The following is a 25,196-nucleotide window of genomic DNA, read 5'->3' as shown; positions in this document are numbered from 1 at the left end:
ATCAACCTCCCAGCAGGTTGCGCATCAGCGACCAGGCGTCGTCCTGCAACGCCGCGAATGCGCCCGGCAAGCTGCGCAGCGCCAGCCACAAGGCGATGAAACCCAGCGACACGGTGATCGGAAAACCCACCGCGAACAGGTTCATCGACGGCGCCGCGCGGCTGATCGCGGCAAAGCCGACGTTCACCACCAGCAGCGAGGTCATTGCCGGCAGGGCGACGCGCACGGCACCGGAAAACAGCTCTGCTGCGAAACTGGCCACCGCGTGCAGGCCGCTGGCGTCGATCGCTGGCATGCCCGGCGGCAGGCTGTGGAAGCTGTCGGCAAGCAGCGCGATCAGGCGCAGATGGCCGTCCATCGCGAGGAACAGCAGGGTCACCAGCAGCAGGTAGAACTCGCTCAGCACGTTCGCGCTGCCGCCGGCCTGCGGGTTGACCACCTCGGCGAAACCCAGGCTCATGCTCTGTCCCACCAGCTCGCCGCCGAACGACACCGCCTCGAACACCAGCTTCAGCACGAAGCCCACCGCCGCGCCGACCAGCACCTGCCCCGCCATCGTCGCCACGCCGTCGCCGCTGAGCGGATCGATCGTCGCCGGCGCCAACGGCGCCAGCACCAGCGACAGCACCACCACCACGCCGATACGGATCCGCGCCGACACCACCGTCGCACTGAACACCGGCGCCACCAGGCACAGCCCGCTCACCCGGCCGACCGCCCAGAACAGGCTGCCCAGCCACGTCGGCAACTGCGCCAGGTCCAGCGCCGTCATCTGACTGCGCCCGGCAGGCTCTCGATCAGCTGCGCGGTGTACTGCACCAGCAGGCGCAACATCCACGGCCCGGCGATCAGCGCCACCAGCGCCATCGCGATCAGCTTGGGGATGAAGCTGAGCGTCATCTCGTTGATCTGCGTGGCCGCCTGGATCACGCCCACCAGCAGACCCACCACCAGTGCGGCGAGCAGCAGCGGCGCGGCCACCAGCATCGCCACGTACAGCGCATGCTGACCGATTTCCATGATGGATTCGGGGGTCATGCGCGGGTTCCAATGGCGTGCTTCGCCGCAGCGGCGGTGGAGAGCTGTCGTGCCTGCGCCTGTAGGAGCGCACTCGTGCGCGATGCTCTTGCTTCGTTCGAGGTGAGAGTTTTTAGAGCCAAGAGCTTTCGTGCGCCTGCGGCGCCCGAGTTACTTCTCTTTTGCTTGTCCAAAAGAGAAGTAACCAAGAGAAAACGACACCCCGCTTGGCGCTTGCCGGGCATCCTGCCCGGCAAGTCCGTGAGCCGAGGCCGGGCTTTTCGAGCGGGCTCCTGCCCGCGCGAAAAGGCGTTGCCATCCCTGGCAACGCCCGCTGCGCGGCCTGTCGACCCCGCCTCACCGCCGCGCAAGGGACCCCGGGTAGAGCAGCGGGCCATCCTGGCCCGCACTCGGTGATGAAGCGAAAAGCAACAGCCACAGCAAAACGCCGCTCCGCTGTTGCCTTGCTCTTGATCTGGCTCCTCTGAAGAGTGCGCGCAGGATGCGCGCCGCTCTACCCGGGGTCCCCTCTGCAGCGGCGGGCGGGCGAAGGAGAAGCCCGCAGGGTGGCCGGCAGGGATGCCGGCCAGTTTGTCGTCAGGGCAGGATGCCCTGTCGACAAACCCCGTAGCCCGCACGCGAACCTTGCGGGCAGGATGCCCGCAAGGCGCGGAAGCGGGGTGGCCTTTCTCTTGGGTTACTTTCTCTTTGGCCACGCAAAGAGAAAGTAACTCGGCTGCCGAAGGCAGACGAAAGCTCTTCGCTCTGAAGCTCCAGCTCGCCCGCGCAGTGCATAAGCGAGAGCATCGCCCGCGAGCGGGTTCCTACAGGTGGAGGTGTGGTCTGCGATAATCGCGCCATGGTCGCAGGCCTCTCGCGATCATTCCATCACCCACGCGGAACCGGCACGCCATGAACGAACCACGCTGGGATCGACTGCTGATCAATGCCACCCTGGCCACGTTCACCGGCGACGCGCCCTACGGTCTGATCGAGCAAGGCGCGATCGCGCTGCACCACGGCCGCATCGCCTGGGTCGGCCGGCAGGGCGAGCTGCCGGACGCGCCGGACGCGCTTGCCGCCACGGTGGAATCGCTGGACGGCGCGCTGGTCACGCCGGGGCTGGTCGACTGCCACACGCATCTGGTGTTCGGCGGCGACCGCGCACACGAGTTCGAGTTGCGCCTGAACGGCGCCAGTTACGAGGACATCGCCCGCGCCGGCGGCGGCATCGTTTCCAGCGTCAACGCCACCCGCAGCGCCAGCGAGGAGCAGCTGTTCGCGCAATCGCTGCCGCGCGCCCGCGCGCTGCTGGCGGATGGCGTGACCACGCTGGAGATCAAGTCCGGCTACGGACTGGAGCTGGACAGCGAGCGTCGCATGCTGCGCGTGGCGCGGCGGCTCGGCCGCGAGCTGGGCATCACGGTGCGCACCAGCTTCCTCGGCCTGCATGCGCTGCCGCCTGAATACCGCGAGCGGCGCGACGACTACGTGGCGCTGGTCGCAGACGGCATGCTGCCCGCGCTCGCCGCCGAAGGCCTGGTCGACGCGGTCGATGCATTCTGCGAAGGCATCGGCTTCAGCCGCGAGGAAACCCGCCGCGTGTTCGAGCGCGCGACGCAACTCGGCCTGCCGGTGAAGCTGCACGCGGAGCAATTGTCCGATCATGGCGGCGCCGCCCTGACCGCCGAATTCGGCGGGCTGTCGGCCGACCACCTGGAGCACCTGAGCGCAGCCGGCATCGCCGCCATGGCGCAGGCCGGCACCGTCGCGGTGCTGCTGCCCGGCGCGTTCTACGCGCTGCGCGAGACGCAACTGCCGCCGGTCGCGGCGCTGCGCGAACGGCGTGTACCGATCGCGATCGCCACCGACTGCAACCCCGGCACCTCGCCGCTGCTGTCGCTGCGGCTGGCTGCCGGCATGGCCTGCACGCTGTTCCGGCTCACTCCGGAAGAAGCACTGCGCGGGGTGACCATCAACGCCGCCCGCGCCCTGGGGCTGCACGATCGGGGCACGCTGGCGGCGGGCCAGCGCGCCGACCTGGTGGCGTGGAACGTGCGCCAGCCGGGCGAGCTGTGCTACTGGATCGGCGGCAGCCTGGCGCGCCGGGTCTACGTGGCAGGCGAACCCGTTTTGCGGCACAAACCGTCCAGCTGTTCGAGCAACGCCGCGTAAAACGCGTCCGGCAGCTGCGCCTGCACCGGCACCCGCCACCAGTTCGGCCGGGCGAAACGGCGGCACTTGACCGCATCCTTGTCGGTCATCAGCAGCGGCAGGCCATCGCCGAAATCCAGTTCGGCCGCGACGAAATCGTGATGGTCGGCGAACGCATGGCCGATCACCTCGATGCCGTGCCCGCGCAGGCTGTCGAAGAAGCGCCGCGGATTGCCGATCGCCGCCACCGCGTGCACGCGCTGGCCGGCAAAACCCGCCAGTGCCTGCGTGCGGCTGCCGTCTAGCGCCATCGCCTCGCCGCCGTGCAGCTGCATCGGATACTCGCCGGCTTCGGCCGCGCCGCCGTTGCACACGCGCAGGTCGACACGGCGCAGCCGGTCCAGCGGCTCGCGCAGCGGCCCGGCCGGCAGCAGCCGGCGGTTGCCGAAACGGCGCACGCCGTCGATCACGCAGACCTCCACGTCGCGCGCCAGGCGGTAATGCTGCAGGCCGTCGTCGGCGATCAGCACGTCGCAGCCGGCATCCAGCAGCAGCTGCGCCGCTGCGGGGCGGTCGCGCCCCACCGCCACCGGCACGCCGCCGGCGCGGATCAGGCAGGGTTCGTCGCCGACCTGCGCCGGGTCGGGCGCGTCGCCGAGCAGCAGCGGTTCGCGCTGACTGCCGCCGTAGCCGCGGCTGACCACGCCGGGCCGGCAACCGCGCTCGCGCAGGGCGCGGGCCAGCGCGATCGTCAGCGGCGTCTTGCCGGTGCCGCCCACCGTGAGGTTGCCGATGACCACCACCGGCACCGGCAGACGCACGCTGTGCAACCAGCCGCGCCGGTAGAGCGCGCCGCGCAGGCGGATCACGCCGCCGTACAGCGCTGCCAGCGGCGCCGTCCACCATGGGGCACGGCCGTTGCCGTACCAGGCCGATTCGAGCGTGTCGATCAGCGCCATGGAATGGCCTCAGTCGCTGCCCTGGTTGATCGCATGATCGTGGAACTGCATCCGGTGCAGCGCGGCGTACTGCCCGTCCAGCGCGACCAGCTCGGCGTGCGTGCCACGCTCGATGATGCGGCCCTGCTCCATCACCGCGATCTGGTCGGCACCTTCCACGGTGGACAGGCGGTGCGCGATCACCAGCGTGGTGCGGTCGCGCATCAGCCGCTGCAGCGCCTGCTGGATCAGCTGCTCCGATTCGGTGTCGAGCGCGCTGGTGGCCTCGTCCAGCACCAGGATCGGTGCGTTCTTGAGGATCGCGCGGGCGATCGCGATACGCTGGCGCTGGCCGCCGGACAGCGTGTTGCCGCTCTGCCCGACCGGTGTGTGGATGCCTTGCGGCAGGCGCGCGATGAACTCCATCGCGTTCGCTGCCTCGGCGGCGGCCACGATCTCCGCCTCGCTGGCGCCGGCCAGTTCGCCGTAGGCGATGTTGTTGGCCACGGTGTCGTCGAACAGCACCACGCTCTGCCCGACCCAGGCGATCTGCCGGCGCAGCGAGGCCAGCGTGTACTCCCGGTAGTCCTCGCCGTCCAGCACGATGCGCCCGGCGCTGGGCTCGTAGAAGCGCGGCAGCAGGCTGACCAGGCTGCTCTTGCCGCTGCCGGAGCGGCCGACCAGGGCAGTTACCGTGCCGGGCGTGCAATGCAGGTCGACGCCGCGCAGGGCCTCGAAGTCGTTGCGCGGGTAGGTCAGCCGCACGTCCTCGAAACGCAGGTCGCCACGCGTGCGCGTCAGCTCGCGCGAACCCTGGTCGAGCTCCGGTGGCATGTCGATGACCCCGAACAGATCCTCCGCCGCGGAGATCCCTCGCTGGATGTTCGCCTGTACGGTGGCGAGTCGCTTCAGCGACGGCATCATGGCGCCCATCGCGGTGAGCACGGCGATGAAAACGCCCGAAGAAATCTGATCGATGACACCCGGCCGCGTGCCCAGGAACACCAGCACCGCGAGCGCGAACGCCGCCACCGTCTGGATCGCGGTGCTCGAGCTGGCATTGGTTGCCGCAATCTTCAGGTTGAGCCGGCGCGCGCGATGGGTGACCTCATCGAAACGGGTCGCTTCATGCTGCTGGCCGCCGTAGATGCGCACCTCGCGATGGGCACCCACCGATTCCTCCACCGTACCGGTGACCGAACCCATGCTGCCCTGGATGCGCCGGCTGATCTGCCGGTAGCGCCGGCTGACCACGGTGGCGATCAGCATGATCGCCGGGATCATTACCAGCAGCGCCAGCGTGAGGTAGGCGCTGTTGTGCAACATCACGTAGAACATGCCGATCACGGTGACGCCTTCGGTCACCGCGATCTTCACCGCATCGGTCGAGGCCGAGGCGACCTGTTCGCTGGTGTAGGTGATGCGGGAAATCTGCTGGCCGGACGGCTCACGGCCAAAGAAGGTCGCCGGCAGGCGCAGATAGGACGCAAACACGTCGTGCTGTATCGCCTGCACGATGTTGCGTCCGATGTAGGAGATGCCGTAGCTGCTGACGAAAGTGCCGATGCCGCGAATCGCGAAGATGGCCAGGATCCAGATCGGCATCCAGAAAATCAGGTACGGATCCTTGTTCAGGAACAGCTCGTCGAACATCGGCCTGAGCAGGTTGGTGAAAACCGCCAGGCCACCGCCGTCCACCGCCATGCCGACCAGTGCGATCAGGCCCACCGCCCAGTAAGGCCGGGTGTAGCCAAGCAGGCGCTTGTAGACGCGCCGACTCTCGGCATCCCACACGCCGATCCCGCCGCTGCTCACCGGCCGTTACCCGGCTTGCTTGGCGTGGTGGCAATCGACAGCCGGGTGAAGCCGAGCTGGCCCAGCGCGTCCATCGCGGTGACCACGTTCTGGTTGGGCGTCATTGCGTCGGCGCGGATCGTCACTGGCCGCGCGCGATCGTCGCCCGCATTGCGCGCGATGGTCTGCTTCAGCGCCTCGATGCCCTCGCCCATCACCTCGTCGCTGCCGACGTAGAAGCGACCGTCGCGGTCGATCATGATGGTGAGCGCCTGCGTATCCAGGTCGCGGTCCGGCGTGCTCGCCTGCGGCAGGGTGACCTGCATGCGCGAGTGCTGGATGAACGTGCTGGTCAGCACGAAGAACATCAGCAGGGTCAGCAGCACGTCGATCAACGGGATCACGTTGATCTCGAACTCGTCGCCGCGGCGGTCGTCGCCGATACGCATCGGTGCGCCTCAGCCCACGCTCGGGGTTGCCGGCGCGCGCCGCGGACGCACCGGCGCGGTGGCTGCAGCTGGGGCCAGGGTCAGCTCATCGAGCAGCGCCGTGGCCTGCTTTTCCATCTCTATGCGGTAGCCGGCCACGCGCGAGCGGAAGTAGCGGTGCAGCACGTAGGCGGGAATCGCCACGGTCAGGCCCGTCGCGGTGCAGATCAGCGCCTCGCCGATGCCGCCGGCCATCCGGGCCGGATCGCCGATGCCGCCGGCCATCACTTCCATGAACATGCGGATCAGGCCGATCACCGTGCCGAACAGGCCCAGCAGCGGGCCGATCAGCGCGATCGTGCCGAGCGTGTTGAGGTAGCGCTCCATCCGGTGGACCACGTGCCGGCCGGTGTCCTCGATGCGCTCCTTGATCAGCTCGCGCGACTGCCGGCGCACCACCAGGGCGGAGGCCAGCAGTTCGCCCAGCGGCGAGCCGTTGGCCAGGTTCTCGAGATGCTGCGGGTCGAGCTGGCCGGAGCGCACCCACTGGCGCACCTCGTCACCCAGGCCCGGTGGCAGCACCGACTTGCGGCGCAGCGTCCAGCAACGCTCCAGCACGATCGCCAGGGCAATCGCCGAGGAGATCAGGATGGGCACCATCGCCCAGCCGCCAGCCAGCAGAATTTCCAGCACTTTTCGACCCCGACGCGCGACCTGACAGGAGCGCGCATGATAGCAGCGTCGCCCCGTCGTACTGCGGCACGCGTGGCATTCCCCGCCGCGGCTCACTCGCGCCAGTAGCGCGCCTGTCGCTGACGCCAGCCTGGCTCGCGCCGCGGCGGCGCGTCGGCGGAGAAATCCAGCGCCATCGCGCCCTGCCGGGCCGTGTCGAACACCGGCACCTGCGCGTCGGCGTAGCGCGACAGCACCTGCGCCCTGGGGTGGCCGAAGCGGTTGCGCCAACCCGCCGACACCAGCGCCAGACGCGGCCGCACGGCGGCGATGAAGGCGGCGCCGGATGAGGTCCCGCTGCCGTGATGCGGTACCAGCAGCACCGTCGGCGGCCCCGCGCCGAGCGCCGCCGCCACCTGCGGCTCGGCCGCGGAGCTGATGTCGCCGGTCAGCAGCAGGCGTCCGCCGCCGCCCTCGACCAGCAGCACGCAGGAGCTGTCGTTGTCGCGGTCACCCGCGCCGGGAGCCGGGTTCAGCACGCGAAAGCGCACGCCGTCCCACTGCCACGCCTGACCGGCCACGCACTGCTGCATCGGCAGGTGCAGCCGCGACGGCTCGCCGGCGTAGCGCGACGCCCGCGGAAACGCCTTCGCCACCGCCTCGGCACCGCCGGCATGGTCGTTGTCGCCGTGACTGACCATCAGCATGTCGACCCGCCCCAGGCCCAACGCATGGATCGACGGCAGCACCACCGCCTCGCCCAGGTCGAAGCCGGACGGGTAGCGCGCGCCGGCGTCGTACACCAGCACGTGACTGCGGGTGCGCAGCAGCACGGACTGGCCCTGCCCCACGTCGAGCACCCAGACCTTGAACGCACCCTCCGGCGGCGACGGGTTCGGCGGCCACAGCAGCGGCAGGAACAGCAGCAGGCCAAGCCAGCGCAGTGGCACGCCACGCGGCAGGAACAGCCACAGCGCACCGAGCACGGCCAGCAGCAGCGCATGCGCCTGCACCGCCGGCAGGTACCACTGCGCGCCGGGCCAACCGGCCATCTGCTCCAGCAGCCACCATTGCGCGTGCGCAATGCGCGCCGCCAGCCACAGCACCGGCGCGGCCAGCGGCGGGCACAGGCCGAGCAGCAGCATGCCGGACAAGGCGCACGGCACGATCACGAAGCTGACCAGCGGCACCGCGACCAGATTGGACAAGGCGCCCACCAGCGAGGCCTGGCCGAAGAACCACAGGGTCAGCGGCAGCAGCGCCACCGTCATCAGCAGCTGCCCGGCCGACAACTCGTGCAGAAACGCGCGCAGGCCGCGGCCGCGCGACTGCAGGCACAGCATCAGGAACGCCACGCCCACGAACGACAGCCAGAAGCCGGCCGCCAGCACCGCCAGCGGATCGGCCAGCAGGATCGTGATCAGCGCCAGCGCCAGCGAATGCGCACCGCTCGCGCCGCGGCGGCTGCAGCGCGCCAGCGTTACCACCGCGATCATCAGCAGGGTGCGCACCGTGGGCAAGCCGAAGCCGGCCAGCGCGCTGTACAGCGCGGCCACCAGCAACGCCGCGGCGGCCTGCGCCTGCACCCGCGGCAGGCGCAGGCCCAGCCGCGGCCACAACGCGTAAACCAGCCAGGCCAGCCCCACCCCGAATACGGCCGCCACGCCGACGTGGAAGCCGGAAATAGCGATCAGATGCGATACGCCATTCGCGCGCGCCACCGCCCAGTCGCGCTGCTGCAGCCCGCGCGTGTCGCCAACCGTAAACGCTTGCAGCAAGGCCGCATCATGCCGGTCGCGCACGCGCGCCGCGATACCGCGGGCCACCGCGTCACGCACGCCGTCGACGCACCAGCGCGCGACGGCCAGCGGCGCGTTGTCCGGATCGTCGCGGACGTAGCCGGTGGCGACGATGCCGCGCTCCAGCGCCGAACGCTCGCTGTCGGCGCCACCGGGGTCGAGCAGCCCGCGCGGCCGCTTCAGGCGCAGCGACAGCCGCCAGCGCGAGCACGGCCGCAGCGGCGGCGCATCCTCGTACCAGGCCACGGTGACGCGGCCGCGCAGCGCAACCGGCTGGCCGTCCAGCGTGGCCTGCTCCACCTTAAAGGTGAAGCGGCTGGCGTCCGGCTGCGCCAGTGGCAACTCGGCGATCGTGCCGATGACCGCAAGATCGCGCCCTTCCAGCGCCCGCGGCAGGCGTGCGTCCATCGCCAGACCACCACGCCAGGCCGCCCAGGCGATGCCGGCCAGCAGCCAGGCCAGCCAGCGCCAGCGCGGGCAGCGCCAGGCCAGCCCTGCGGCCATCAGCAACAGCAAGCCCAGGCACCAGGACGGCGGTAATTGCGGCAACCATTGCACCAGCAGCACGCCGGCCAGCAAGGCCGGCGCCGCCATGATTGCCGTCGTTCGCGTCATGCCGCCGGCCCGTCCCTTCCTGGAAGAAGCCGAGCCTAACGTGACGCGTGACGCGATGCGGATGAAAAACGCGTAGGCGCAGGCCGGAAAGTGTGCCCGCCGGATCCCCTCCCCTGCGCAGCAGGGGAGGGTCAGGGAGGGGTCGCACTTGATCCTTCGCGCACGCCGGCCTCCCGTTCGCAGGGGTGAGGAGCCGAGCGTCAGGCTTTCGGGCTTTCCTGCAGCACGCCGTTGTGCAGCACCAGGGTGCGGTCCATCTTTGCCGCCAGCTGCGGATCATGGGTGACCAGCACGAAGCTGGTGCCGATCTCGCGGTTGAGTTCCAGCATCAGCGCGTAGACCTGCGCGGCGTTGCCCTCGTCGAGGTTGCCGGTCGGCTCGTCGCCGAGCACGCAGGCCGGTCGGGTCACCAGCGCGCGCGCCACCGCGCAGCGCTGGCGCTCGCCGCCGGACAGCTCCGACGGTTTGTGCTGCGCGCGCCCACCCAGCCCGACCCGCTCCAGCAGCGCGACCGCCTGCTTCTGCGCCTGCGCGATCGAGGTGCCGCGGATCAGCAGCGGCATGCACACGTTCTCCAGCGCGGTGAACTCGGGCAGCAGGTGATGGAACTGGTAGATGAAGCCGAGCGAGCGGTTGCGCACGCGGCCGCGCTCGGCGTCGGACAGTTTCGACAGCACGCGGCCATCCACTTCCACCTCGCCCGCGGTGAGCGTGTCGAGTCCGCCGATGATGTGCAGCAAGGTGCTCTTGCCCGAACCGGAGGCGCCGACGATCGCCATCGTCTCACCACGCTTCAGGGTGAAGCTGACGTCGCTCAACACCTCGGTGCGCAGGCCGCCTTCGGCGTAGGTCTTGGCGACGCCGCTGGCGCGCAGCACGTGTTCGGTCGCGGGTTTCATGACGGCCTTATTCATAGCGCAACGCCTGCGCCGGCTGCGTACGCGAGGCGCGCCATGCGGGATAGAGGGTGGCCAGCAGCGAGAACGCGAAGGTCAGCAGCGCGGTCCAGCCCACGTTGTACCAGTCCAACCGGCTCGGCACCTCGCTGATGTAGTAGACGTCCGGCGACAGGAAGGTGACGTGGAAGGTGTGCTCGATCCACTTGATGATGCCCGGCAGTTTCCACGACAGCAGCGAGCCGAAGCCGACGCCGAAGCCGATGCCGACGAAGCCCACCAGCACGCCTTGCACCATGAACATGCCCATGATGCTGCGCGGGGTGGCGCCGAGCGTGCGCAGGATCGCGATGTCGGCCTGCTTGTCGGTGACCAGCATCATCAGCATGGAGATCAGGTTGATCACCGCGACCAGGATGATCAGCGACAGGATGATGAACATCACCATCTTTTCCATCGACAGCGCGGCGAACAGGTTCGCATTGGTGTCCATCCAGGTCTGCACCCGGTAGATCTGGCCGAGCTGGTCGGCCAGCTCGCGCGCGACTGGACGGGCGTTGAACAGGTCGTCGAGTTTCAGCCGGATGCCGGTAGGGCCGCTGAGGTCGTTGAGCTTCTCGGCGTCGCCCATGTTGACCAGCGCCAGGCCGGAGTCGAACTGCTCCATGCCCAGCTCGAACGTGCCCACCACGTGGAAGACGCGCATGCGCGGCACGCTGCCCATCGGCGTGGCGCGCAGCTGCTGCACCGCCATGGTGACGCGGTCGCCCACGGTGACGCCGAGCGTCATCGCCAGTTCGCGGCCCAGCACGATGTTCCAGCTGCCCGGGGTGAGCTGATCGAGCTTGCCCTCGAGCATGTGCTTGTCGATGTCGACGACCTTCGGCTCCTGCGCCGGCTCCACGCCGCGCACCAGCGCGCCGCTGGAGCGCCGCGCCAGCAGCATCGCCTCGCTCTCCACGTAAGGCGCGGCGCCCAGCACGTGCGGATTCGCCTCGGCGATCTTCAGCGCGCGCGACCAGTCCTGCACGCTCTCGCCGACGCCGGACACGGTGGCATGCGAGATCGCGCCGAGGATGCGCGAGCGCATCTGGTAGTCGAAGCCGTTCATCACCGACATCACCGTAATCAGCGCGATCACGCTGATCGCGATGCACACGATCGACACGGTGGAGATGAAGGAGATGAACTGGTTGCGCCGCTTGGCGCGGGTGTAGCGCAGGCCGATGAACAGTTCGAGCGGTCGGAACATGGGCGGGTCGCTGGTGGGAATTGCAGGGCGGGCCGCCCGGTCGCCCATTATCGGGCATTCGCTCGGACCGTGCTGCGGCAGCAAAGTTGCCGGCCGCTCACAGTCGCGGCAGCGCCTCGCCCGGCTGGACCGTGGCCAGTCGCATGCGCAGGCGCCGGCGGATGTCTGTGTCGCTGTTGTCCGGCCCCAGCAACAGCACCTGCATGCCGCGCTCCGCCGTATGCAGGCGCAGCAGCACGAATCCGCCGAGCACGCGGAACGAGGCCAGCGTGGCCGGTAGGTCGACATGATCGTGCAGGCGCAAGCTCCAGGCATGCTCGGCGCTCCAGCCGGCCGCCACCACCGGGCTGCTGTTCATGCGGCGCAGCGCCTGCCAGGTCGTCAGCACCACCAGCATCGCCAGCAGCAGTTCCAGCCATGTCGGCAGCGCGCTCAGCGCCACCGCGAGCAGGGCCAGCGCCGCGACCAGCAGCAGGGCCCGCCGCAGCCATCGCGACGGCCGGTACTCAAAGCCGATGGCGGGCGCGGATGTCATCGATGATCGCCTGCCAGTCCGCCCGCTGCGGACGCGCATGGCCCATCACCCAGTCCCACAGGTCCGGATCCTGCACGTCGAGCAGTTCGTCGAATGCCTGCCGCTGCGCTTCGTCGGCGCCGGCAAAGCGATCGTCCAGCCAGCCGCCAAACAGGGCGTCCAGCTCGCGGGTGCCGCGGCGGGCGCGCCAGCGCAGGCGCTTGATGCGTGCTTCATCCATCATCAGGCTCGGTCGTTATCCATGCATGCGAAGTGTAGCCGTTGCGCCAGAACGCGACAGGCCGCGCATGGCGGCCTGTCGCTTGCCGGCGTGGGCAGCGTGCTCAGGCCGAGCGGCGCTCCACCATCAGCTTCTTGATCTCCGCGATCGCCTTGGCCGGGTTGAGGCCTTTCGGGCAGGTGCGCGTGCAATTCATGATGGTGTGGCAGCGATACAGCTTGAATGGGTCTTCCAGGTCGTCCAGACGTTCGCCGGTGGCTTCGTCGCGCGAGTCGACGATCCAACGCTGGGCCTGCAGCAGGATCGCCGGGCCCAGGTACTTGTCGCCGTTCCACCAGTAGCTCGGGCAGCTGGTGGAGCAGCAGGCGCACAGGATGCACTCGTACAGGCCGTCGAGCTTCTTGCGGTCCTCCGGCGACTGCAGGCGCTCCTTGTCGGGCATCGCACTCTGCGTGCGGATCCACGGCTTGATCGACGCGTACTGCGCGTAGAAGTGGGTGAGATCGGGCACCAGGTCCTTCACCACCGGCATGTGCGGCAGCGGGTAGATCTTCACGTCGCCCGCGGCCATCTTGTCGATCGCGCAGATGCACGCCAGCGTGTTGGTGCCGTCGATGTTCATCGCGCACGAACCGCAGATGCCCTCGCGGCAGGAGCGGCGCAAGGTGAGCGTCGGGTCGATCTCGTTCTTGATCTTCAGCAGCGCGTCCAGCACCATCGGGCCGCACGCGGCCAGGTCGACCTCGTAGGTGTCGATGCGCGGGTTCTGGTCGTCGTCCGGACTCCAGCGGTAGATGCGGAAGGTGCGCGGCTTCTTCGCGTCCTTCGCCGGCCAGTGCTTGCCCGGCTGGATCTTGGAATTCTTGGGTAGCGAAAACTCTGCCACAGTGGCTCTCCAGTCCGGGTATCAGTAAACGCGCTTCTTCGGCGGCACCACCTCGACCTCGTCGGTCAGGGTGAACATGTGCACCGGGCGGTAGTCGAAGCTGGTCTTGCCGCGTTCGTCCACCTTCACCAGGGTGTGCTTCATCCACTCGGCGTCGTTGCGTTCGGGGAAGTCCTCGCGCGCGTGGGCGCCGCGGCTTTCCGGGCGCTGCTCGGCCGAGTGCATGGTGGCCACCGCCTGGTCGAGCAGGTTGGCCAGCTCCAGCGTCTCGATCAGGTCGGAGTTCCATACCATCGAGCGGTCGCTGACCTTCACCTGCTTGAACGAGTCGTGCACCTTGTCGATCTTCGTGCAGCCTTCCTTCAGTGTCTCGCCGGTGCGGAACACGGCGGCGTCCGCCTGCATGGTGCGCTGCATGTCGAGGCGGATCTGCGCGGTGGGCAGCTCGCCGTTGGCGTGGCGCAAGCCATCGAAGCGCGCCAGCGCCTTGTCCAGCGCGCTGGCCGGCAGGTCCTTGTGCGCGGCGCCGGGCTGGATCAGTTCGGCGCAGCGATGCGCCGCCGCGCGGCCGAACACCACCAGGTCGAGCAGCGAGTTGGAGCCGAGGCGGTTGCCGCCGTGCACCGACACGCAGGCTGCCTCGCCGATGGCGAACAGGCCCGGCACCACGGCGTCGATGTCGTCGCCCTTCTTCTGCACCACTTCGCCGTGGTAGTTGGTGGGAATACCACCCATGTTGTAGTGCACGGTGGGCAGGATCGGGATCGGCTCCCGGGTCACGTCCACGCCGGCGAAGATGCGCGCCGACTCGGCGATGCCCGGCAGCCGCTCGTGGATCACCTCGGCGCCCAGATGCATCAGGTTGAGGAAGGCGTGGTCCTTGTGCTCGCCCACGCCGCGGCCTTCGCGGATCTCGATGGTGATGGCCCGGCTGACCACGTCGCGCGATGCCAGGTCCTTGGCGCTGGGCGCATAGCGCTCCATGAAGCGCTCGCCGTTGGAATTGGTGAGGTAGCCGCCTTCGCCGCGCACGCCCTCGGTGATCAGGCAGCCGGCGCCGTAGATGCCGGTGGGATGGAACTGCACGAACTCCATGTCCTGCAACGCCAGGCCGGCGCGCAGCACCATGCCGCCGCCGTCGCCGGTGCAGGTGTGCGCCGAGGTGGCGCTGAAATAGGCGCGGCCGTAGCCGCCGGTGGCCAGCACCACGGCCTGGCCGCGGAACACGTGCAGCGTGCCCTCGTTCATGTCCAGCGCCAGCACGCCGCGGCAGACGCCTTCCTCGTCGAAGATCAGGTCGGTGGCGAAGTACTCCACGAAGAACGTGGCGTCATGCGCCAGCGCCTGCTGGTACAGCGTGTGCAGGATGGCGTGGCCGGTGCGGTCGGCGGCGGCGCAGGTGCGCTGCGCGGTGCCCTTGCCGTAGTGCGTGGTCATGCCGCCGAACGGGCGCTGGTAGATATGGCCGTCCTCGGTGCGCGAGAACGGCACGCCGTAGTGCTCCAGCTCGATCACCGACTGCGGCGCGTTCTTGCACATGTATTCGATCGCGTCCTGGTCGCCCAGCCAGTCGCCACCCTTCACGGTGTCGTAGAAGTGGAAGCGCCAGTCGTCCTCGCCCATGTTGCCGAGCGCGGCGGCAATGCCGCCCTGCGCCGCCACGGTGTGCGAGCGGGTGGGAAACACCTTGGTGACGCAGGCCGCCTTGAGGCCCTTCTCGGCGAGGCCGAAGGTGGCGCGCAGGCCGGCGCCGCCGGCGCCGACCACCACCACGTCGTACTTGTGCTGCTGGATCTTGTAGCTTTCCACGGTCTTAGACTCCCAATGCGATGCGCAGCACGGCCAGCACGCCCGCAAGCGCGCCCAGCACCGCGAGGAACTTGATCGCCACCAGCAGCACCACTTCCTTCCAGCGGGTGTGCACGTAATCCTCGATCACCACCTGTAGGCCGAGCACGGCATGCCAGAACGCGGTGACCACGAACAGAATCAGCAGCAACGCATTCCACGGCTTCGCCACCGCGGCCTTCGCCGAGGCGTAGTCGGCGTGCAGCAGCGAGAGCACGGTGACCAGGAACCACAGGCCGAGCGCAATCAGCGCGGCAGCGGTGACGCGCTGCACCCACCAGTGATCCGCACCGTGCTGCGCCGAGCCAAGGCCACGCGCAAACTTCATGGGATGGCGCAGCTGGCTGCGCACGTCGTCGGTACCCACGCGCAGGTTCATGCCACACCCCCAATCAGTACGAAGGCCCAGATGACGACCGTCAGCACGACGCTGCCAACCACCGACAACCAGCTCGAACGCACGAACTGCGGGATCGCGTAGCCTGCGCCGGTGTCCTGCACCAGGTGGCGGATGCCGTTGCACAGGTGATAGCTGAGCGCCCAGCTCCAACCCAGCAGGAGGATCAGGCCGAGCGGGCTGCCGATGCAGATCCTGAACTGCGCAAAAGTCGCCTCACCGGAGGCCAGCGCCAGAAGCCCCCACACCACCAGCAGAGTGCCGATGGCCAGCGCGATGCCGGTGGCGCGATGCAGGATGGAGGTCACCATCTGTATCTGCCACCTGTAAACCTGCAGGTGCGGGGAGAGCGGTCGTTGCGTATCTGCCATGGCGGCTATCCTGTGTGGAATCGCTGGTGCTCATGCCGCACCTTCCCCTGTCCTGATACGCGACGACGACATGCGTCGCGCGACCGTTCAGAAGTCGATACAGCGTCCGTTCTTTTCCCAATCACCGTAACGCGTGGGATCCGGAGCCGGTCGCTCCTCCGACGCCTTGTCCGCTGCCGGGCCCGCAGGCACGGCTGTCGTTTCCGCCGGAACGGAAACTGGTGTGGATTCGGCTGGAGAGAAGGTATCGGACATGGTTTTTGAAAGCCGGTAAAGGTTAATACTTGCAGCAATGCAGTACAACCATGCACACCGCGTCGACGCCACGGAATCATCGCGTCACCACTTGTGCCCCGATCCGCCTGCCCCCAGCTGCGCCAACCTCATGCCGACACATCTTCCCGCCGAAACCCTGCTGCTCGAAGGCCACGACGCGCCGGCTTTTGCGCAGGCGCAATTCAGCAGCGCCATCAATTCGCTCGCCACCGGCCACTGGCAATTCAGCGCATGGCTCGATCCGCAGGGGCGCGTACGCGCACTGTTCCATCTGGCCCGGCTCGCCGACCAGCGTTACCTGCTGCTGCTGCGTGGAGGCGATGCCGCGACGATGGCCGATGCACTGCGTCGCTTCGTGTTCCGCGCGAAACTTACCGTGACGGCGCTGCCGCCGCGCGCGCTCGCCACCGGCCCGGCATTGCCGCTGCATGCGGTCATCGACGGCGGCGAAAGCGTGTCGCTTGGTGGCGACACGCACAGCCTGCGCATCAGCGCCGTCGGTGCGGGCGACGACGCGTGGCGACTGCCGCAATTGCATGCAGGCTGGCCGTGGCTGCCGACGCCTTTGCTGGGCGAGTTGTTGCCGCCGGCCCTGTCGTTGCATCGTCTGCAGGCCGTCACCATCGACAAGGGTTGTTACCCGGGTCAGGAAATCGTCGCGCGGCTGCATTTTCGCGGCGGCCACAAACGCCACCTGCATCGCGTCACTTTGTCGCAAGCAACGACCGCCGGCAACGCATTGCATCGTGACGGGCGCGTGGTCGGTTGCGTGCTCGACGTGGTCGCGACGAACGACGGCAACGAAGCGCTCGTCGTACTTGCCGACGACATCGCGGCGCAGCTTTCCAGCGCGCATCCGCAGCCATTCGACGATGATCTCGTGCTCGGCATCATCACGTCGTGGCCAGCGTGAACGATGGACTGTCGACGCAGGTGAATCGCGCGTACAGCACTCGTCAACGGATCGTGAGCGTCGACTGAACTTCGCACCCGCGGCACTTGCCAGCGGCGAATTCCGCCACTAGGCTCCGCCGATCGAATATCGCGGCACCCGGAACACGGGGTGCCGATACACGCGACGAACCGGAAGAATCCGAATCGGCGCGACCCGGCAGAAACAACGCCGGATGGAACACCGCCTCGCAGCCAACGAGTGCGTCGTAGTCGAAGGCAACACGGCCGAACGGCCGCGCAACGCCCGACAACATCAAGCTCCCCCGATCGGCATGACCTGCCGCTCGACCCGCCACATTCCCGTGGCAAAGCGTCACGGCCACAAGTTTCGGCCATGGCGATTGATCCAGGTGGAACGGCCTGCCCGCCCGTCCACCGCAACGGCGTTCGAAGCCGCGGTCTGCTTCGCGCGTACAGCACGTTGGAGGCAGAACCATGAAACTTTCCATGCTGTTGTGGCTGACGACCCTGATGCCCCAGCCCGCCGCCGACCAGGCTTGCCTGGCCACCACTGTCTACCTCGAGGCGCGCAGCGAGTCGACCAATGGTCAGCTCGCCGTGGCGGAAGTGGCGCTGCGTCGCCGCGACCGCGGCCGCTGGGGCAACACCGTGTGCAAGGTGGTGAGCTCACCTCACCAATTCGCCACCACGACCACACCCGGCTCGTTCGAGATCACCAACCTGGAAGCCTTCGGCAAGGCGTGGCAGGTGGCCGGCATGTCGATCCAGAACTGGCAACTGCCGGTGGCGCAGCGCCGCATACTGGTGCCGCGCGCCGACCACTTCGCCTCGACTGCAGTCTCGCCGGCCTGGTCGCACAACCGCCCCAGCGTGACCATCGGCGAGCATGCGTTCTACGCGGTGAACTGAGGATCAGTCCTTGCGGTCATCCATGATCGCGAGAGTCCAATGGGCGGCCTTCCCTGGCTGCACTTCCGAACAATTCAGCGACCGCTTGTGACCGCATGAACGAAAAAGTCCCTCTTGCGAGGGCCTTTTCATTTGGACGTCCAGACGTCCGTACGCGAACTACTCAGCGCGCATAGACATGATCGCCGCGCACCTCGACATAGTCGCCGCTGCGGACGCCGGGGTTCTCGCGCTGGGTCACCGTGGCGTACTGGCCGTCGTCCAGTCGCACCACGATGCGCCAGGCGACGTCGCTGCCGCTGTTGCGCTTGCCGACCTGGTTGCCGACGACGCCACCGACCACCGCGCCGGCCACGGTGGCGGCCTTGCGGCCATCGCCCTTGCCGACCGTGTTGCCGAGCACCCCGCCGGCCACCGCGCCGATGATCGCGCCCAGCGTGCCGCCATTGCCGCTGCCGCCGTCGAGGTAGACCTGCTGCACTTCCTGCACCACGCCGCAGGCCTGGCAGCGCACACTGCGGTCGCCATGACCGTAACCGCTCTGTCCCTGATAGCCGCGGTTGTAGTTGCCGTCATTGCCATACGGCGAGGTTGCGCAGCCGCCGAGGGCCAGCCCAACGCTCATTGCGGCGGCCATGGCGAATTTGCTGGTCAGTGCATTCATGGGTTCGTTCCTCTCCGGGGTTGCTTCAGTGGGCGTCGGACACAGCCGTCACGCCTTCCTGCACCTGCACCCGGTCGCCCGGGTCATGATCCATCCGCACAGTGCGGGTGACGCCGTTGTATTCATAACGGACGTCGTAACCGACGATCTTGCTGCTGGTGTTGTTGACGGTTTCGCATTTGCGCTCCACCGTCGAGCTGACCTGGGCATGCTGGCGGCTGGCCTGGATGCGGTTGCCGGCATAGCCGCCGCCGACCGCACCAGCCACCGTGGCCAGCGTCTTGCCCTTGCCGCCACCGACCTGGTTGCCGACGAGGCCGCCAACGACGGCGCCGATCGCGGTACCGGCAATGCGGTTCTCGTCCGTCGGCGGCGTGGTGTGCGTGACCGTCTCGTCATGGCAGACCTGTTTCGGATTGTTCACCGTCGAACGCACCGGGTCGACGCTGACCACCTTGGCATACTTGACCCTGGCGTCCGCGCTGCCGCCCGCGTCGGCAGAGGCATTGGAAGCGCCCGCATCCGCATTGCGGTTGCAGGCCGATAGGCCAGTCGCGAGTACCGCCGCGATGGCGACATTGAGTACATTGGCTGTCAACCTGTTCATCACGATCCTCTCCTCCGTTTTTGTTTGGCGACATGGCGGGATGCCCCTCGGCACCGGCGCAAATACCTGCGTGGCCATTGAACGGTTGTCCAACTGAATCGCAGCTAGCTCACGCTCGTTACATTATCTTCACGCCAGCCACGCGGGACCCTCTGCCAGTGCACGAAAAACGCAACCCGTACCCGCTCGTCGACAGCCACGTGCACCTCGACGACGAGGCGTTCGCCGGCGACCGCGAGGCGGTCGTCGAACGCGCCCGCCGCAACGGCGTCGACACGCTGGTGGTGCCCGCCGTCGACGCCCCAAGCTGGCCGCGGATCCGCCAGCTCTGCGCCCGCCACGCCGGTGCCTACCCCGCCTACGGGCTGCATCCGCTGTTCCTGACCGCGCACGCGCCGGAACAGGTCGATGCGCTGGCCGCCTGGCTGAACGAAAACCGTCCGATGGCGGTCGGCGAGATCGGCCTGGACTTCCACCTGGACACTCCCGACCGCGAGCTGCAGCGACACTGCTTCTCGCGCCAGCTGCAATTGGCCCGCGAGCATGACCTGCCGGTGATCGTGCATGCCCGCGGTGCGCTGGAGGAAGTCATCCTAACCCTGCGCCGCAGCGGCAACCGGCGCGGCGTGGTGCACAGCTTCTCCGGCAGCGAGCAGCAGGCGCACCAGTTGTGGGAGCTGGGCTTTCAGCTCGGCATCGGCGGCCCGGTGACCTACGAGCGAGCGCAGCGCCTGCGCCGGATCGTGGCGCGCATGCCGATCGAATTCCTGCTGCTGGAGAGCGACGCCCCGGACCAGCCGGACGCTACCCACCGCGGCGGGCGCAACGAACCGGCCCATGTGATCGAAGTCCTGCGCTGCATCGCGACGCTGCGCGATGCGCCGGAAGCGGAGATCGCCGCCACCACCAGCGCCAACGCCCGTCGCCTGTTCGGGCTCGGCTGAGAGCTTGCGGATTTTTCGACCTCTCAGACCGGCCATCGATGGCCGGACATGAAACAGTCACGCCAGTGACTGTTTCATGCGAGCGAGTCCGGGCGTGCAACGGACTTGCGACAAGAAGAAAACCACAGGAGGTGGTTTTCTTCTCAAGCTCCGACGCATAGGCCATCCGTCACTTGCCAGCGACAGCCCAGGTTTGCTAGTTTTTATTTCACTGGTGAAATATGAGTCAGTGAAATGGCGCGTCTGACAAACTGCATCGCGCTGATGGACGAAGGCATCGGCCGGATCAGCCGGATCATCCCGCAAATGCCGGCCAGCGAAGCGCGGCTGTGCCGGCTGATGCTGATGCTGGGCAACCACATCGAGGAAGAGCTCGAGTTCAAGCTGAAGCCGCACAAGCTCAACCATAGCGAGTTCCTGACCCTGATGATCCTGTACAGCCGCCCGGACGGCAGCTCCACGCCGGGCGAGCTGTGCGAGTACACCTCGCAGGGCGCCACCAACATGACCCGCATCGCGAACGCGCTGGTCAAGCGCCGGCTGATCACCCGTGGCGTCAGCGAGGAGGATCGCCGCCGCGTGCTGATCCGCATTGCCCCGGCCGGGCGGCGTTTCGTGCAGAAGATGCTGCCGCCGATGTTTCCCCGCATCGCCATCATGTTTGCCGGCTTCAGCGATACCGACAAACGCCATCTTGATCGGTTGCTGCGCAAGCTGGCCGGCAATCTTGGCCAACTGGGCGAGAGCCGCCTCCCATGAAGGAAACCCCGATGAATCACGCCCCGCTCCGCGGTCGCGCGGTGCTGGCCGCCGCGCTGGCGCTGGCGCTGGCCGGCTGCGCCGCCGCGCCTGCCAGGCTCGGCCAGCCCGTGCTGCGCGACGATGTGCCGCTGGCCGGCCTGCAGGCTCCCACCCGCGCCGGCTGGCCGGCCGCCCAATGGTGGCGCCAGTACGACGACCCGCAGCTGGACGCGCTGATCGAGCGCGCCATGCGGGAATCACCGGACCTGGCGCTGGCGCAGAGCCGCGTGCGCAACGCCGAGCAGTCGGCGAAGCTGGCCGCCGCGCAGCTCGGGCTCACGGTCAACGGCAGCGCGCAGGTGACGCGCGAGCGGCTGAGCGATCACGGCCTGATCCCGAGCCAGTTCCTCGGCTTCAGCTGGTACAACCAGGCCGACCTCGGCGTGCAGCTGCGGTACGACTTCGACTGGTGGGGCAAGAAGCGCGCGACGATGGAAGCCGTACTGGACCAGGCGCGCGCCGCCGAAGCGCAGCACAGCGCCGCCGCGCTGGCGATCCAGTACGCCATCGCCGATACCTACTTCGGCTGGCAGGCCGACCAGGCGCGGCTGCAGCTGGCCGACCGGTTGCTGGCCACGCAACAGCAGTTCGCCGATATCGCCGAGCTGCGCGTGCACCAGGGCGTGGACCTGCCCGATGAAGCACAGAAGGCCCAGGCCCAGCTGGCCGCGGTGCGCGAGATACGCGTGGCGCTCGACGGCTCGGCGCAGATCCGCCGCGCCGCACTGGCCTCGCTGCTCGGCGTGGCGCCGGCCGAATTGCCCGAGCTGCAGCCGCGGCCGCTGCCGACGATCGAGCGCGGCGTGCCGGCGAACGGCGGGCTGGACCTGATCGCGCGCCGCCCCGACATCGCCGCCAGCCGCTGGCAGGTCGAGGCAACGCTGAAGCAGACCGACGCCGCGCGCGCCGAGTTCTTTCCCGACATCAGCATCACCGCTCTGGCCGGTCTGTCCAGCATCGACATGGGCAAGCTGCTCACCGCCGGCAGCCGCGCCTTCGAGCTGACCCCGGCGCTGCATCTGCCGATCTTCACTGGCGGTGCGCTCGAGGCGAACTACGGCGTGAGCAAGGCCCAGCTCGACGCCGCCGTGGCGCAGTACGACAGCACCGTGCTGGCCGCCGCGCGCGAGGTAGCCACGCAGGCGCTGGGCGCCGAACAGCTTGCCGCGCGCCAGCGCGAACAGCAGGCTCAGCTGGACGCCGACCAGCGTCTGCTGGCGAACGCACAGGCGCGGGCCCGTCAGGGCGTGCGCGACCTGCGCGAGAGCCTCGGCGCGCAAGCCGCGCTGCTGCTGCAACGCGACGCCGCCACCCAGTTGCAGGCGCAGGCGGTGAGCACCGACCTGGCCCTGATCAAGGCGCTCGGCGGCGGCTACCGCAGCACCGACGATGCCGCCACCCCCTCTTCCGTTACCGCCGGAGCCGCCCACCATGAGCGCCACTGAATCCGCCAAGTCCTCCGCCGAGGCCAACGACAGCGGCATGGCCGCGAAGGACCCGGCCAAGCGCCGCCGCTCGTTGCTGGTGGTGACCGGCATCTTCGTGCTCGCCGCGCTGGGCTGGTTCCTGCTGTGGTTCTTCGTGTTCTCCACCCGCGAGAAGACCGACAACGCCTACGTCGGCGGCAACCAGGTGGCGATCTCGGCCCAGGTGCCAGGCACCGTGGTGGCGATCCTCGCCGACGACACTCAGCGCGTCGAGGCCGGCCAGGTGCTGGTGAAACTGGACAGCACCGATGCCGACACCCGCCTGGCGCAGGCGCGCAGCACACTGGCCCAGGCCGTGCGCGGCGTGCGCCAGCAGACCAGCTCGGCGAGCAGTGCCGACGCCCAGGTGGTTGCCGCGAAGCTCGACCTGAAGAAGGCCGAGGCGGACCTGCAGCGCCGCCTGCCGTTGATCGCCGCCCAGGCCGAATCGCCGGAGATCGTGCAGCATCTGCGCGACGGCGTGGAGCAGGCGAACGCGGCGGTGAACGCCGCCGAGGCGCAGTCCGCCGCGGCGCACGCCGCGATCGAGGGTACCGACGTGGCGCAGAACCCGGTGGTGCTGCAGGCCCGCGCGAATTTCCGCGCCGCCTGGGTCGCCGCGCAGCGCAACGCGATCTACGCACCGGTGTCCGGCTACGTGGCCGAGCGCAGCGTGCAGCTGGGCAACAGCGTGCAGCCGGGCCAGCAGCTGATGACCGTGGTGCCGCTGCACGACCTGTGGATCGACGCCAACTTCAAGGAAGGCCAGCTGCGCCACATCCGCATCGGCCAGCCGGCGAAGGTCGTCTCCGACCTGTACGGCAGCGATGCCGTCTACCACGGCAAGGTGGTCGGCCTGGGTGCCGGCACCGGCAGCGTGTTCTCGCTGCTGCCGGCGCAGAACGCCACCGGCAACTGGATCAAGGTGGTCCAGCGCGTGCCGGTGCGCATCGCGCTGGACAACCAGGAACTGGACCAGCATCCGCTGCGCATCGGCCTGTCCACCGACGTCACCGTCGACATCCGCCATGACCAGGGCAGCGTACTGGCCAGCGCGCCGACGCAGCAGCCGGTGGCGCAGACCAAGGTCTACGACCAGATGGCCAGCCAGGCCGACGCGGAAGCGGAGCAGATCATCCGCGCCAACCTGCCCCGCAGCACCGCCGCGAACTGAGCCTCAGCATGGCCGCCACGCCGAACGACGCCGCACCCGACGCCCCGCTGCAGCCGCTGCATGGCGGTCCACTGGCGCTGCTCACCATCGCCGTTGCGTTCAGCACCTTCATGGAGGTGCTGGACATGACGATCGTCAACGTCTCCGTGCCGCACATCGCCGGCAGCCTTGGCGTGAGCCCCAGCGAAGGCACCTGGACGATCAGCTCCTACGCGCTGGCCAGCGCGATCATGCAGCCGCTGACCGGCTGGCTGGCGCGCCGCTTCGGCGAGGTGAAGACCTTCGTCGGCTCGGTGCTGCTGTTCGTGATCTTCTCGATGCTGTGCGGCCTGGCCACCAGCATGCCGGTGCTGGTGATCGGCCGCCTGCTGCAGGGCGCCGGCTCCGGCCCAATGGTGGCGCTGTCGCTGACCCTGCTGCTGTCGAACTATCCGAAGGAAAAGCAGGGCATCGCGCTGGCGCTGTGGGCGATGACCGTGGTGGTGGCGCCGATCTTCGGCCCGATCCTGGGCGGCTGGCTAACCGACAACTTCTCCTGGCCGTGGATCTTCTTCATCAACCTGCCGGTCGGGCTGGCGGCGGCCGTGGTCACCTGGGGTTTGCTGCGCAAGCGCGAAACGAAGACCTACAAGGCACCGATCGACATGATCGGCCTGGCCCTGCTGGTGGTCGGTGTGGGCGCGCTGCAGTTCATGCTGGACAACGGCAATGACCACGACTGGTTCGCCTCGCCGATGATCCTGGTGCTGGGCCTCACCGCGCTGGTCTGCATCACCTTCCTGATCGTGTGGGAGCTGCACGCGAAGCACCCGGTGGTCGACCTGTCGCTGTTCCGGCAACGCAATTTCACGGTGGGCGTGGTCAGCCTGTCGCTGGGCATGTTCGCGTTCTTCGGCATCAACGTGGTGTTCCCGCTGTGGCTGCAGATCACCCTGGGCTACACCGCCACCTGGGCCGGCCTGGCCACCGCGCCGGTCGGCGTGCTGGCGTTCCTGATCGCGCCGGTGCTGGGCAAGAACATGCACCGGCTGGACCTGCGCGCAGTGGTGACGTTTTCGTTCCTGGTGTTCGCCGGCACCTCCTACTGGTTCTCCACCTTCGACAGCTCGGCCTCGTTCGCCGCCCTGGTGGTGCCACGCTTTGTGATGGGTCTGGCGATCCCGTGCTTCTTCATCCCGCTGAACCAGGTCTATCTGTCCGGCCTGCCGATGGAGCAGATCGCCAGCGCCACCGGCCTGGCCAACTTCTGCCGCACGATCGGCTCCAGCGTGTCCACCGCGGTCATGGTGACGCTGTGGCAGCACCGCGGCGACTCGCACCACGCCAGCCTCACCGAGTACGTCAGCCCGGGCCACCCGGCCACCACCGGGTTCCTCGGTCAGCTGACGCACGGCGGGCTGTCGCACACCCAGAGCCTGGGCCTGATCGATCGGCTGCTGACGCGCGAGGCGCTGACCCTGGCGGTGAACGACGTGTTCTGGGCCAGCGCGATCCTGTTCATGCTGCTGATCCCGCTGCTGTGGTTCGCCAAACCGCCGTTCGGCAGCACCGGCGGCGCGGTCGGTCATTGAACAGCCTGCTCTGGAAATGCTGCGGCCGATGGCCGCAGCATGAAAAT

At 68.4% G+C, this 25,196-nt stretch carries 26 protein-coding genes; 8 read left to right on the top strand and 18 right to left on the bottom strand.

Annotated features, from left to right (window positions below):
* Nucleotide 1: 1 nt before the first annotated feature.
* Entirely contained in the window at nucleotides 2–772 is a 771-nt protein-coding gene (gene fliR / locus AC3WTD_RS03045; RefSeq protein ID WP_027492105.1) for a flagellar biosynthetic protein FliR, read from the bottom strand.
* Nucleotides 769–1,038 (bottom strand): flagellar biosynthesis protein FliQ, encoded by a 270-nt coding sequence (fliQ, locus tag AC3WTD_RS03040; protein WP_492612877.1) that lies wholly within the window; start codon nucleotides 1,036–1,038, stop codon nucleotides 769–771. Before fliQ ends, fliR begins: the two co-directional genes overlap by 4 nt.
* Nucleotides 1,039–1,929: 891 nt before the next feature.
* On the opposite strand from fliQ, the gene hutI reads away from it, so the two are divergent.
* Nucleotides 1,930–3,192, top strand: coding sequence for an imidazolonepropionase (gene hutI, locus AC3WTD_RS03035; RefSeq protein WP_492612876.1), 1,263 nt, complete (start codon nucleotides 1,930–1,932; stop codon nucleotides 3,190–3,192).
* Here hutI and lpxK read toward each other — a convergent pair.
* The 14 genes from lpxK to AC3WTD_RS02965 all read right to left on the bottom strand — a co-directional run bounded on the left by lpxK (nucleotide 3,129) and on the right by AC3WTD_RS02965 (nucleotide 16,077).
* On the bottom strand, nucleotides 3,129–4,130 hold the full coding sequence (gene lpxK, locus AC3WTD_RS03030) for a tetraacyldisaccharide 4'-kinase (protein ID WP_492612875.1): 1,002 nt from the start codon (nucleotides 4,128–4,130) through the stop codon (nucleotides 3,129–3,131). The genes hutI and lpxK overlap by 64 nt on opposite strands.
* A gap of 9 nt (nucleotides 4,131–4,139) precedes the next feature.
* Nucleotides 4,140–5,924 (bottom strand): lipid A export permease/ATP-binding protein MsbA, encoded by a 1,785-nt coding sequence (gene msbA / locus AC3WTD_RS03025; RefSeq protein ID WP_492612874.1) that lies wholly within the window; start codon nucleotides 5,922–5,924, stop codon nucleotides 4,140–4,142.
* Entirely contained in the window at nucleotides 5,921–6,352 is a 432-nt protein-coding gene (locus AC3WTD_RS03020; RefSeq protein ID WP_492612873.1) for an ExbD/TolR family protein, read from the bottom strand. Before AC3WTD_RS03020 ends, msbA begins: the two co-directional genes overlap by 4 nt.
* A gap of 9 nt (nucleotides 6,353–6,361) precedes the next feature.
* Nucleotides 6,362–7,024, bottom strand: coding sequence for a MotA/TolQ/ExbB proton channel family protein (locus AC3WTD_RS03015; RefSeq protein WP_492612872.1), 663 nt, complete (start codon nucleotides 7,022–7,024; stop codon nucleotides 6,362–6,364).
* Between the two features lie 92 nt (nucleotides 7,025–7,116).
* Nucleotides 7,117–9,417 (bottom strand): DNA internalization-related competence protein ComEC/Rec2, encoded by a 2,301-nt coding sequence (locus AC3WTD_RS03010; protein WP_492612871.1) that lies wholly within the window; start codon nucleotides 9,415–9,417, stop codon nucleotides 7,117–7,119.
* Between the two features lie 200 nt (nucleotides 9,418–9,617).
* Nucleotides 9,618–10,316, bottom strand: coding sequence for a lipoprotein-releasing ABC transporter ATP-binding protein LolD (gene lolD, locus AC3WTD_RS03005; RefSeq protein ID WP_492612870.1), 699 nt, complete (start codon nucleotides 10,314–10,316; stop codon nucleotides 9,618–9,620).
* A gap of 7 nt (nucleotides 10,317–10,323) precedes the next feature.
* On the bottom strand, nucleotides 10,324–11,565 hold the full coding sequence (locus AC3WTD_RS03000) for a lipoprotein-releasing ABC transporter permease subunit (protein ID WP_027491863.1): 1,242 nt from the start codon (nucleotides 11,563–11,565) through the stop codon (nucleotides 10,324–10,326).
* A 97-nt stretch (nucleotides 11,566–11,662) separates the two neighbouring features.
* Complete coding sequence (locus AC3WTD_RS02995) at nucleotides 11,663–12,100, bottom strand: protein YgfX (protein ID WP_492612869.1); 438 nt, start codon at nucleotides 12,098–12,100, stop codon at nucleotides 11,663–11,665.
* Complete coding sequence (locus AC3WTD_RS02990) at nucleotides 12,072–12,320, bottom strand: FAD assembly factor SdhE (protein ID WP_008434632.1); 249 nt, start codon at nucleotides 12,318–12,320, stop codon at nucleotides 12,072–12,074. Before AC3WTD_RS02990 ends, AC3WTD_RS02995 begins: the two co-directional genes overlap by 29 nt.
* A gap of 103 nt (nucleotides 12,321–12,423) precedes the next feature.
* Nucleotides 12,424–13,206 carry a succinate dehydrogenase iron-sulfur subunit gene (locus AC3WTD_RS02985; protein ID WP_492612868.1) on the bottom strand — a complete coding sequence of 261 codons (783 nt, stop codon included), beginning with the start codon at nucleotides 13,204–13,206 and terminating at the stop codon, nucleotides 12,424–12,426.
* 21 nt (nucleotides 13,207–13,227) lie between these two features.
* Complete coding sequence (sdhA, locus tag AC3WTD_RS02980) at nucleotides 13,228–15,015, bottom strand: succinate dehydrogenase flavoprotein subunit (protein ID WP_027491859.1); 1,788 nt, start codon at nucleotides 15,013–15,015, stop codon at nucleotides 13,228–13,230.
* 4 nt (nucleotides 15,016–15,019) lie between these two features.
* Complete coding sequence (gene sdhD, locus AC3WTD_RS02975) at nucleotides 15,020–15,433, bottom strand: succinate dehydrogenase, hydrophobic membrane anchor protein (protein WP_027491858.1); 414 nt, start codon at nucleotides 15,431–15,433, stop codon at nucleotides 15,020–15,022.
* Entirely contained in the window at nucleotides 15,430–15,822 is a 393-nt protein-coding gene (sdhC, locus tag AC3WTD_RS02970; RefSeq protein ID WP_027491857.1) for a succinate dehydrogenase, cytochrome b556 subunit, read from the bottom strand. The genes sdhD and sdhC overlap by 4 nt, the downstream gene beginning before the upstream one ends.
* Before the next feature lie 87 nt (nucleotides 15,823–15,909).
* A complete protein-coding gene (locus AC3WTD_RS02965; RefSeq protein WP_081666553.1) occupies nucleotides 15,910–16,077 on the bottom strand; it encodes a DUF1674 domain-containing protein in 168 nt (55 codons plus the stop codon).
* Nucleotides 16,078–16,207: 130 nt separating this feature from the next.
* On the opposite strand from AC3WTD_RS02965, the gene ygfZ reads away from it, so the two are divergent.
* Together ygfZ and AC3WTD_RS02955 are read left to right on the top strand one after the other, a co-directional pair.
* Complete coding sequence (gene ygfZ / locus AC3WTD_RS02960; RefSeq protein ID WP_492612867.1) at nucleotides 16,208–17,011, top strand: CAF17-like 4Fe-4S cluster assembly/insertion protein YgfZ; 804 nt, start codon at nucleotides 16,208–16,210, stop codon at nucleotides 17,009–17,011.
* A gap of 476 nt (nucleotides 17,012–17,487) precedes the next feature.
* Entirely contained in the window at nucleotides 17,488–17,922 is a 435-nt protein-coding gene (locus tag AC3WTD_RS02955; RefSeq protein WP_492612866.1) for a cell wall hydrolase, read from the top strand.
* A 163-nt stretch (nucleotides 17,923–18,085) separates the two neighbouring features.
* Here the strand turns inward: AC3WTD_RS02955 and AC3WTD_RS02950 are convergent, their stop codons facing one another.
* Both AC3WTD_RS02950 and AC3WTD_RS02945 read right to left on the bottom strand, forming a co-directional pair.
* Complete coding sequence (locus AC3WTD_RS02950) at nucleotides 18,086–18,586, bottom strand: outer membrane lipoprotein (protein WP_027491854.1); 501 nt, start codon at nucleotides 18,584–18,586, stop codon at nucleotides 18,086–18,088.
* Nucleotides 18,587–18,611: 25 nt separating this feature from the next.
* A complete protein-coding gene (locus tag AC3WTD_RS02945; protein WP_492612904.1) occupies nucleotides 18,612–19,193 on the bottom strand; it encodes a glycine zipper 2TM domain-containing protein in 582 nt (193 codons plus the stop codon).
* 158 nt (nucleotides 19,194–19,351) lie between these two features.
* Here AC3WTD_RS02945 and AC3WTD_RS02940 point away from each other — a divergent pair, with 158 nt between their 5' ends.
* The 5 genes from AC3WTD_RS02940 to AC3WTD_RS02920 all read left to right on the top strand — a co-directional run bounded on the left by AC3WTD_RS02940 (nucleotide 19,352) and on the right by AC3WTD_RS02920 (nucleotide 25,149).
* Nucleotides 19,352–20,137, top strand: coding sequence for a TatD family hydrolase (locus AC3WTD_RS02940; RefSeq protein ID WP_492612865.1), 786 nt, complete (start codon nucleotides 19,352–19,354; stop codon nucleotides 20,135–20,137).
* A gap of 234 nt (nucleotides 20,138–20,371) precedes the next feature.
* Complete coding sequence (locus AC3WTD_RS02935) at nucleotides 20,372–20,896, top strand: MarR family winged helix-turn-helix transcriptional regulator (RefSeq protein ID WP_027491852.1); 525 nt, start codon at nucleotides 20,372–20,374, stop codon at nucleotides 20,894–20,896.
* Between the two features lie 11 nt (nucleotides 20,897–20,907).
* On the top strand, nucleotides 20,908–22,383 hold the full coding sequence (locus AC3WTD_RS02930) for an efflux transporter outer membrane subunit (protein ID WP_492612864.1): 1,476 nt from the start codon (nucleotides 20,908–20,910) through the stop codon (nucleotides 22,381–22,383).
* On the top strand, nucleotides 22,370–23,578 hold the full coding sequence (locus AC3WTD_RS02925) for an HlyD family secretion protein (RefSeq protein WP_492612863.1): 1,209 nt from the start codon (nucleotides 22,370–22,372) through the stop codon (nucleotides 23,576–23,578). The genes AC3WTD_RS02930 and AC3WTD_RS02925 overlap by 14 nt, the downstream gene beginning before the upstream one ends.
* A gap of 8 nt (nucleotides 23,579–23,586) precedes the next feature.
* Nucleotides 23,587–25,149, top strand: a complete 1,563-nt coding sequence (locus tag AC3WTD_RS02920) for a DHA2 family efflux MFS transporter permease subunit (protein ID WP_492612862.1) — start codon at nucleotides 23,587–23,589, stop codon at nucleotides 25,147–25,149.
* Nucleotides 25,150–25,196 lie beyond the last annotated feature (47 nt).

The organism is Rhodanobacter sp. FW106-PBR-R2A-1-15, assembly GCF_058789735.1.
The sequence above is the reverse complement of the archived record's forward strand: the minus strand, read 5'-3'. Positions and strand labels throughout refer to the sequence as shown.

Bases quoted from the DNA above. Each gene is read 5' to 3' on its own strand.
- ygfZ (WP_492612867.1), top strand. From the start codon at position 16,208: ATGCCGACACATCTTCCCGCCGAAACCCTGCTGCTCGAAGGCCACGAC.
- sdhD (WP_027491858.1), bottom strand. From the start codon at position 15,433: ATGAACCTGCGCGTGGGTACCGACGACGTGCGCAGCCAGCTGCGCCAT.
- AC3WTD_RS02965 (WP_081666553.1), bottom strand. From the start codon at position 16,077: ATGTCCGATACCTTCTCTCCAGCCGAATCCACACCAGTTTCCGTTCCG.
- AC3WTD_RS02930 (WP_492612864.1), top strand. From the start codon at position 20,908: ATGAATCACGCCCCGCTCCGCGGTCGCGCGGTGCTGGCCGCCGCGCTG.
- AC3WTD_RS02955 (WP_492612866.1), top strand. From the start codon at position 17,488: ATGAAACTTTCCATGCTGTTGTGGCTGACGACCCTGATGCCCCAGCCC.
- AC3WTD_RS02935 (WP_027491852.1), top strand. From the start codon at position 20,372: ATGGCGCGTCTGACAAACTGCATCGCGCTGATGGACGAAGGCATCGGC.
- AC3WTD_RS02990 (WP_008434632.1), bottom strand. From the start codon at position 12,320: ATGGATGAAGCACGCATCAAGCGCCTGCGCTGGCGCGCCCGCCGCGGC.
- fliR (WP_027492105.1), bottom strand. From the start codon at position 772: ATGACGGCGCTGGACCTGGCGCAGTTGCCGACGTGGCTGGGCAGCCTG.
- AC3WTD_RS03020 (WP_492612873.1), bottom strand. From the start codon at position 6,352: ATGCGTATCGGCGACGACCGCCGCGGCGACGAGTTCGAGATCAACGTG.
- AC3WTD_RS03000 (WP_027491863.1), bottom strand. From the start codon at position 11,565: ATGTTCCGACCGCTCGAACTGTTCATCGGCCTGCGCTACACCCGCGCC.
- fliQ (WP_492612877.1), bottom strand. From the start codon at position 1,038: ATGACCCCCGAATCCATCATGGAAATCGGTCAGCATGCGCTGTACGTG.
- AC3WTD_RS02950 (WP_027491854.1), bottom strand. From the start codon at position 18,586: ATGAATGCACTGACCAGCAAATTCGCCATGGCCGCCGCAATGAGCGTT.
- lpxK (WP_492612875.1), bottom strand. From the start codon at position 4,130: ATGGCGCTGATCGACACGCTCGAATCGGCCTGGTACGGCAACGGCCGT.
- AC3WTD_RS02995 (WP_492612869.1), bottom strand. From the start codon at position 12,100: ATGACATCCGCGCCCGCCATCGGCTTTGAGTACCGGCCGTCGCGATGG.
- AC3WTD_RS02925 (WP_492612863.1), top strand. From the start codon at position 22,370: ATGAGCGCCACTGAATCCGCCAAGTCCTCCGCCGAGGCCAACGACAGC.
- AC3WTD_RS02945 (WP_492612904.1), bottom strand. From the start codon at position 19,193: ATGAACAGGTTGACAGCCAATGTACTCAATGTCGCCATCGCGGCGGTA.
- AC3WTD_RS03010 (WP_492612871.1), bottom strand. From the start codon at position 9,417: ATGACGCGAACGACGGCAATCATGGCGGCGCCGGCCTTGCTGGCCGGC.
- lolD (WP_492612870.1), bottom strand. From the start codon at position 10,316: ATGAAACCCGCGACCGAACACGTGCTGCGCGCCAGCGGCGTCGCCAAG.
- hutI (WP_492612876.1), top strand. From the start codon at position 1,930: ATGAACGAACCACGCTGGGATCGACTGCTGATCAATGCCACCCTGGCC.
- AC3WTD_RS02920 (WP_492612862.1), top strand. From the start codon at position 23,587: ATGGCCGCCACGCCGAACGACGCCGCACCCGACGCCCCGCTGCAGCCG.
- sdhC (WP_027491857.1), bottom strand. From the start codon at position 15,822: ATGGCAGATACGCAACGACCGCTCTCCCCGCACCTGCAGGTTTACAGG.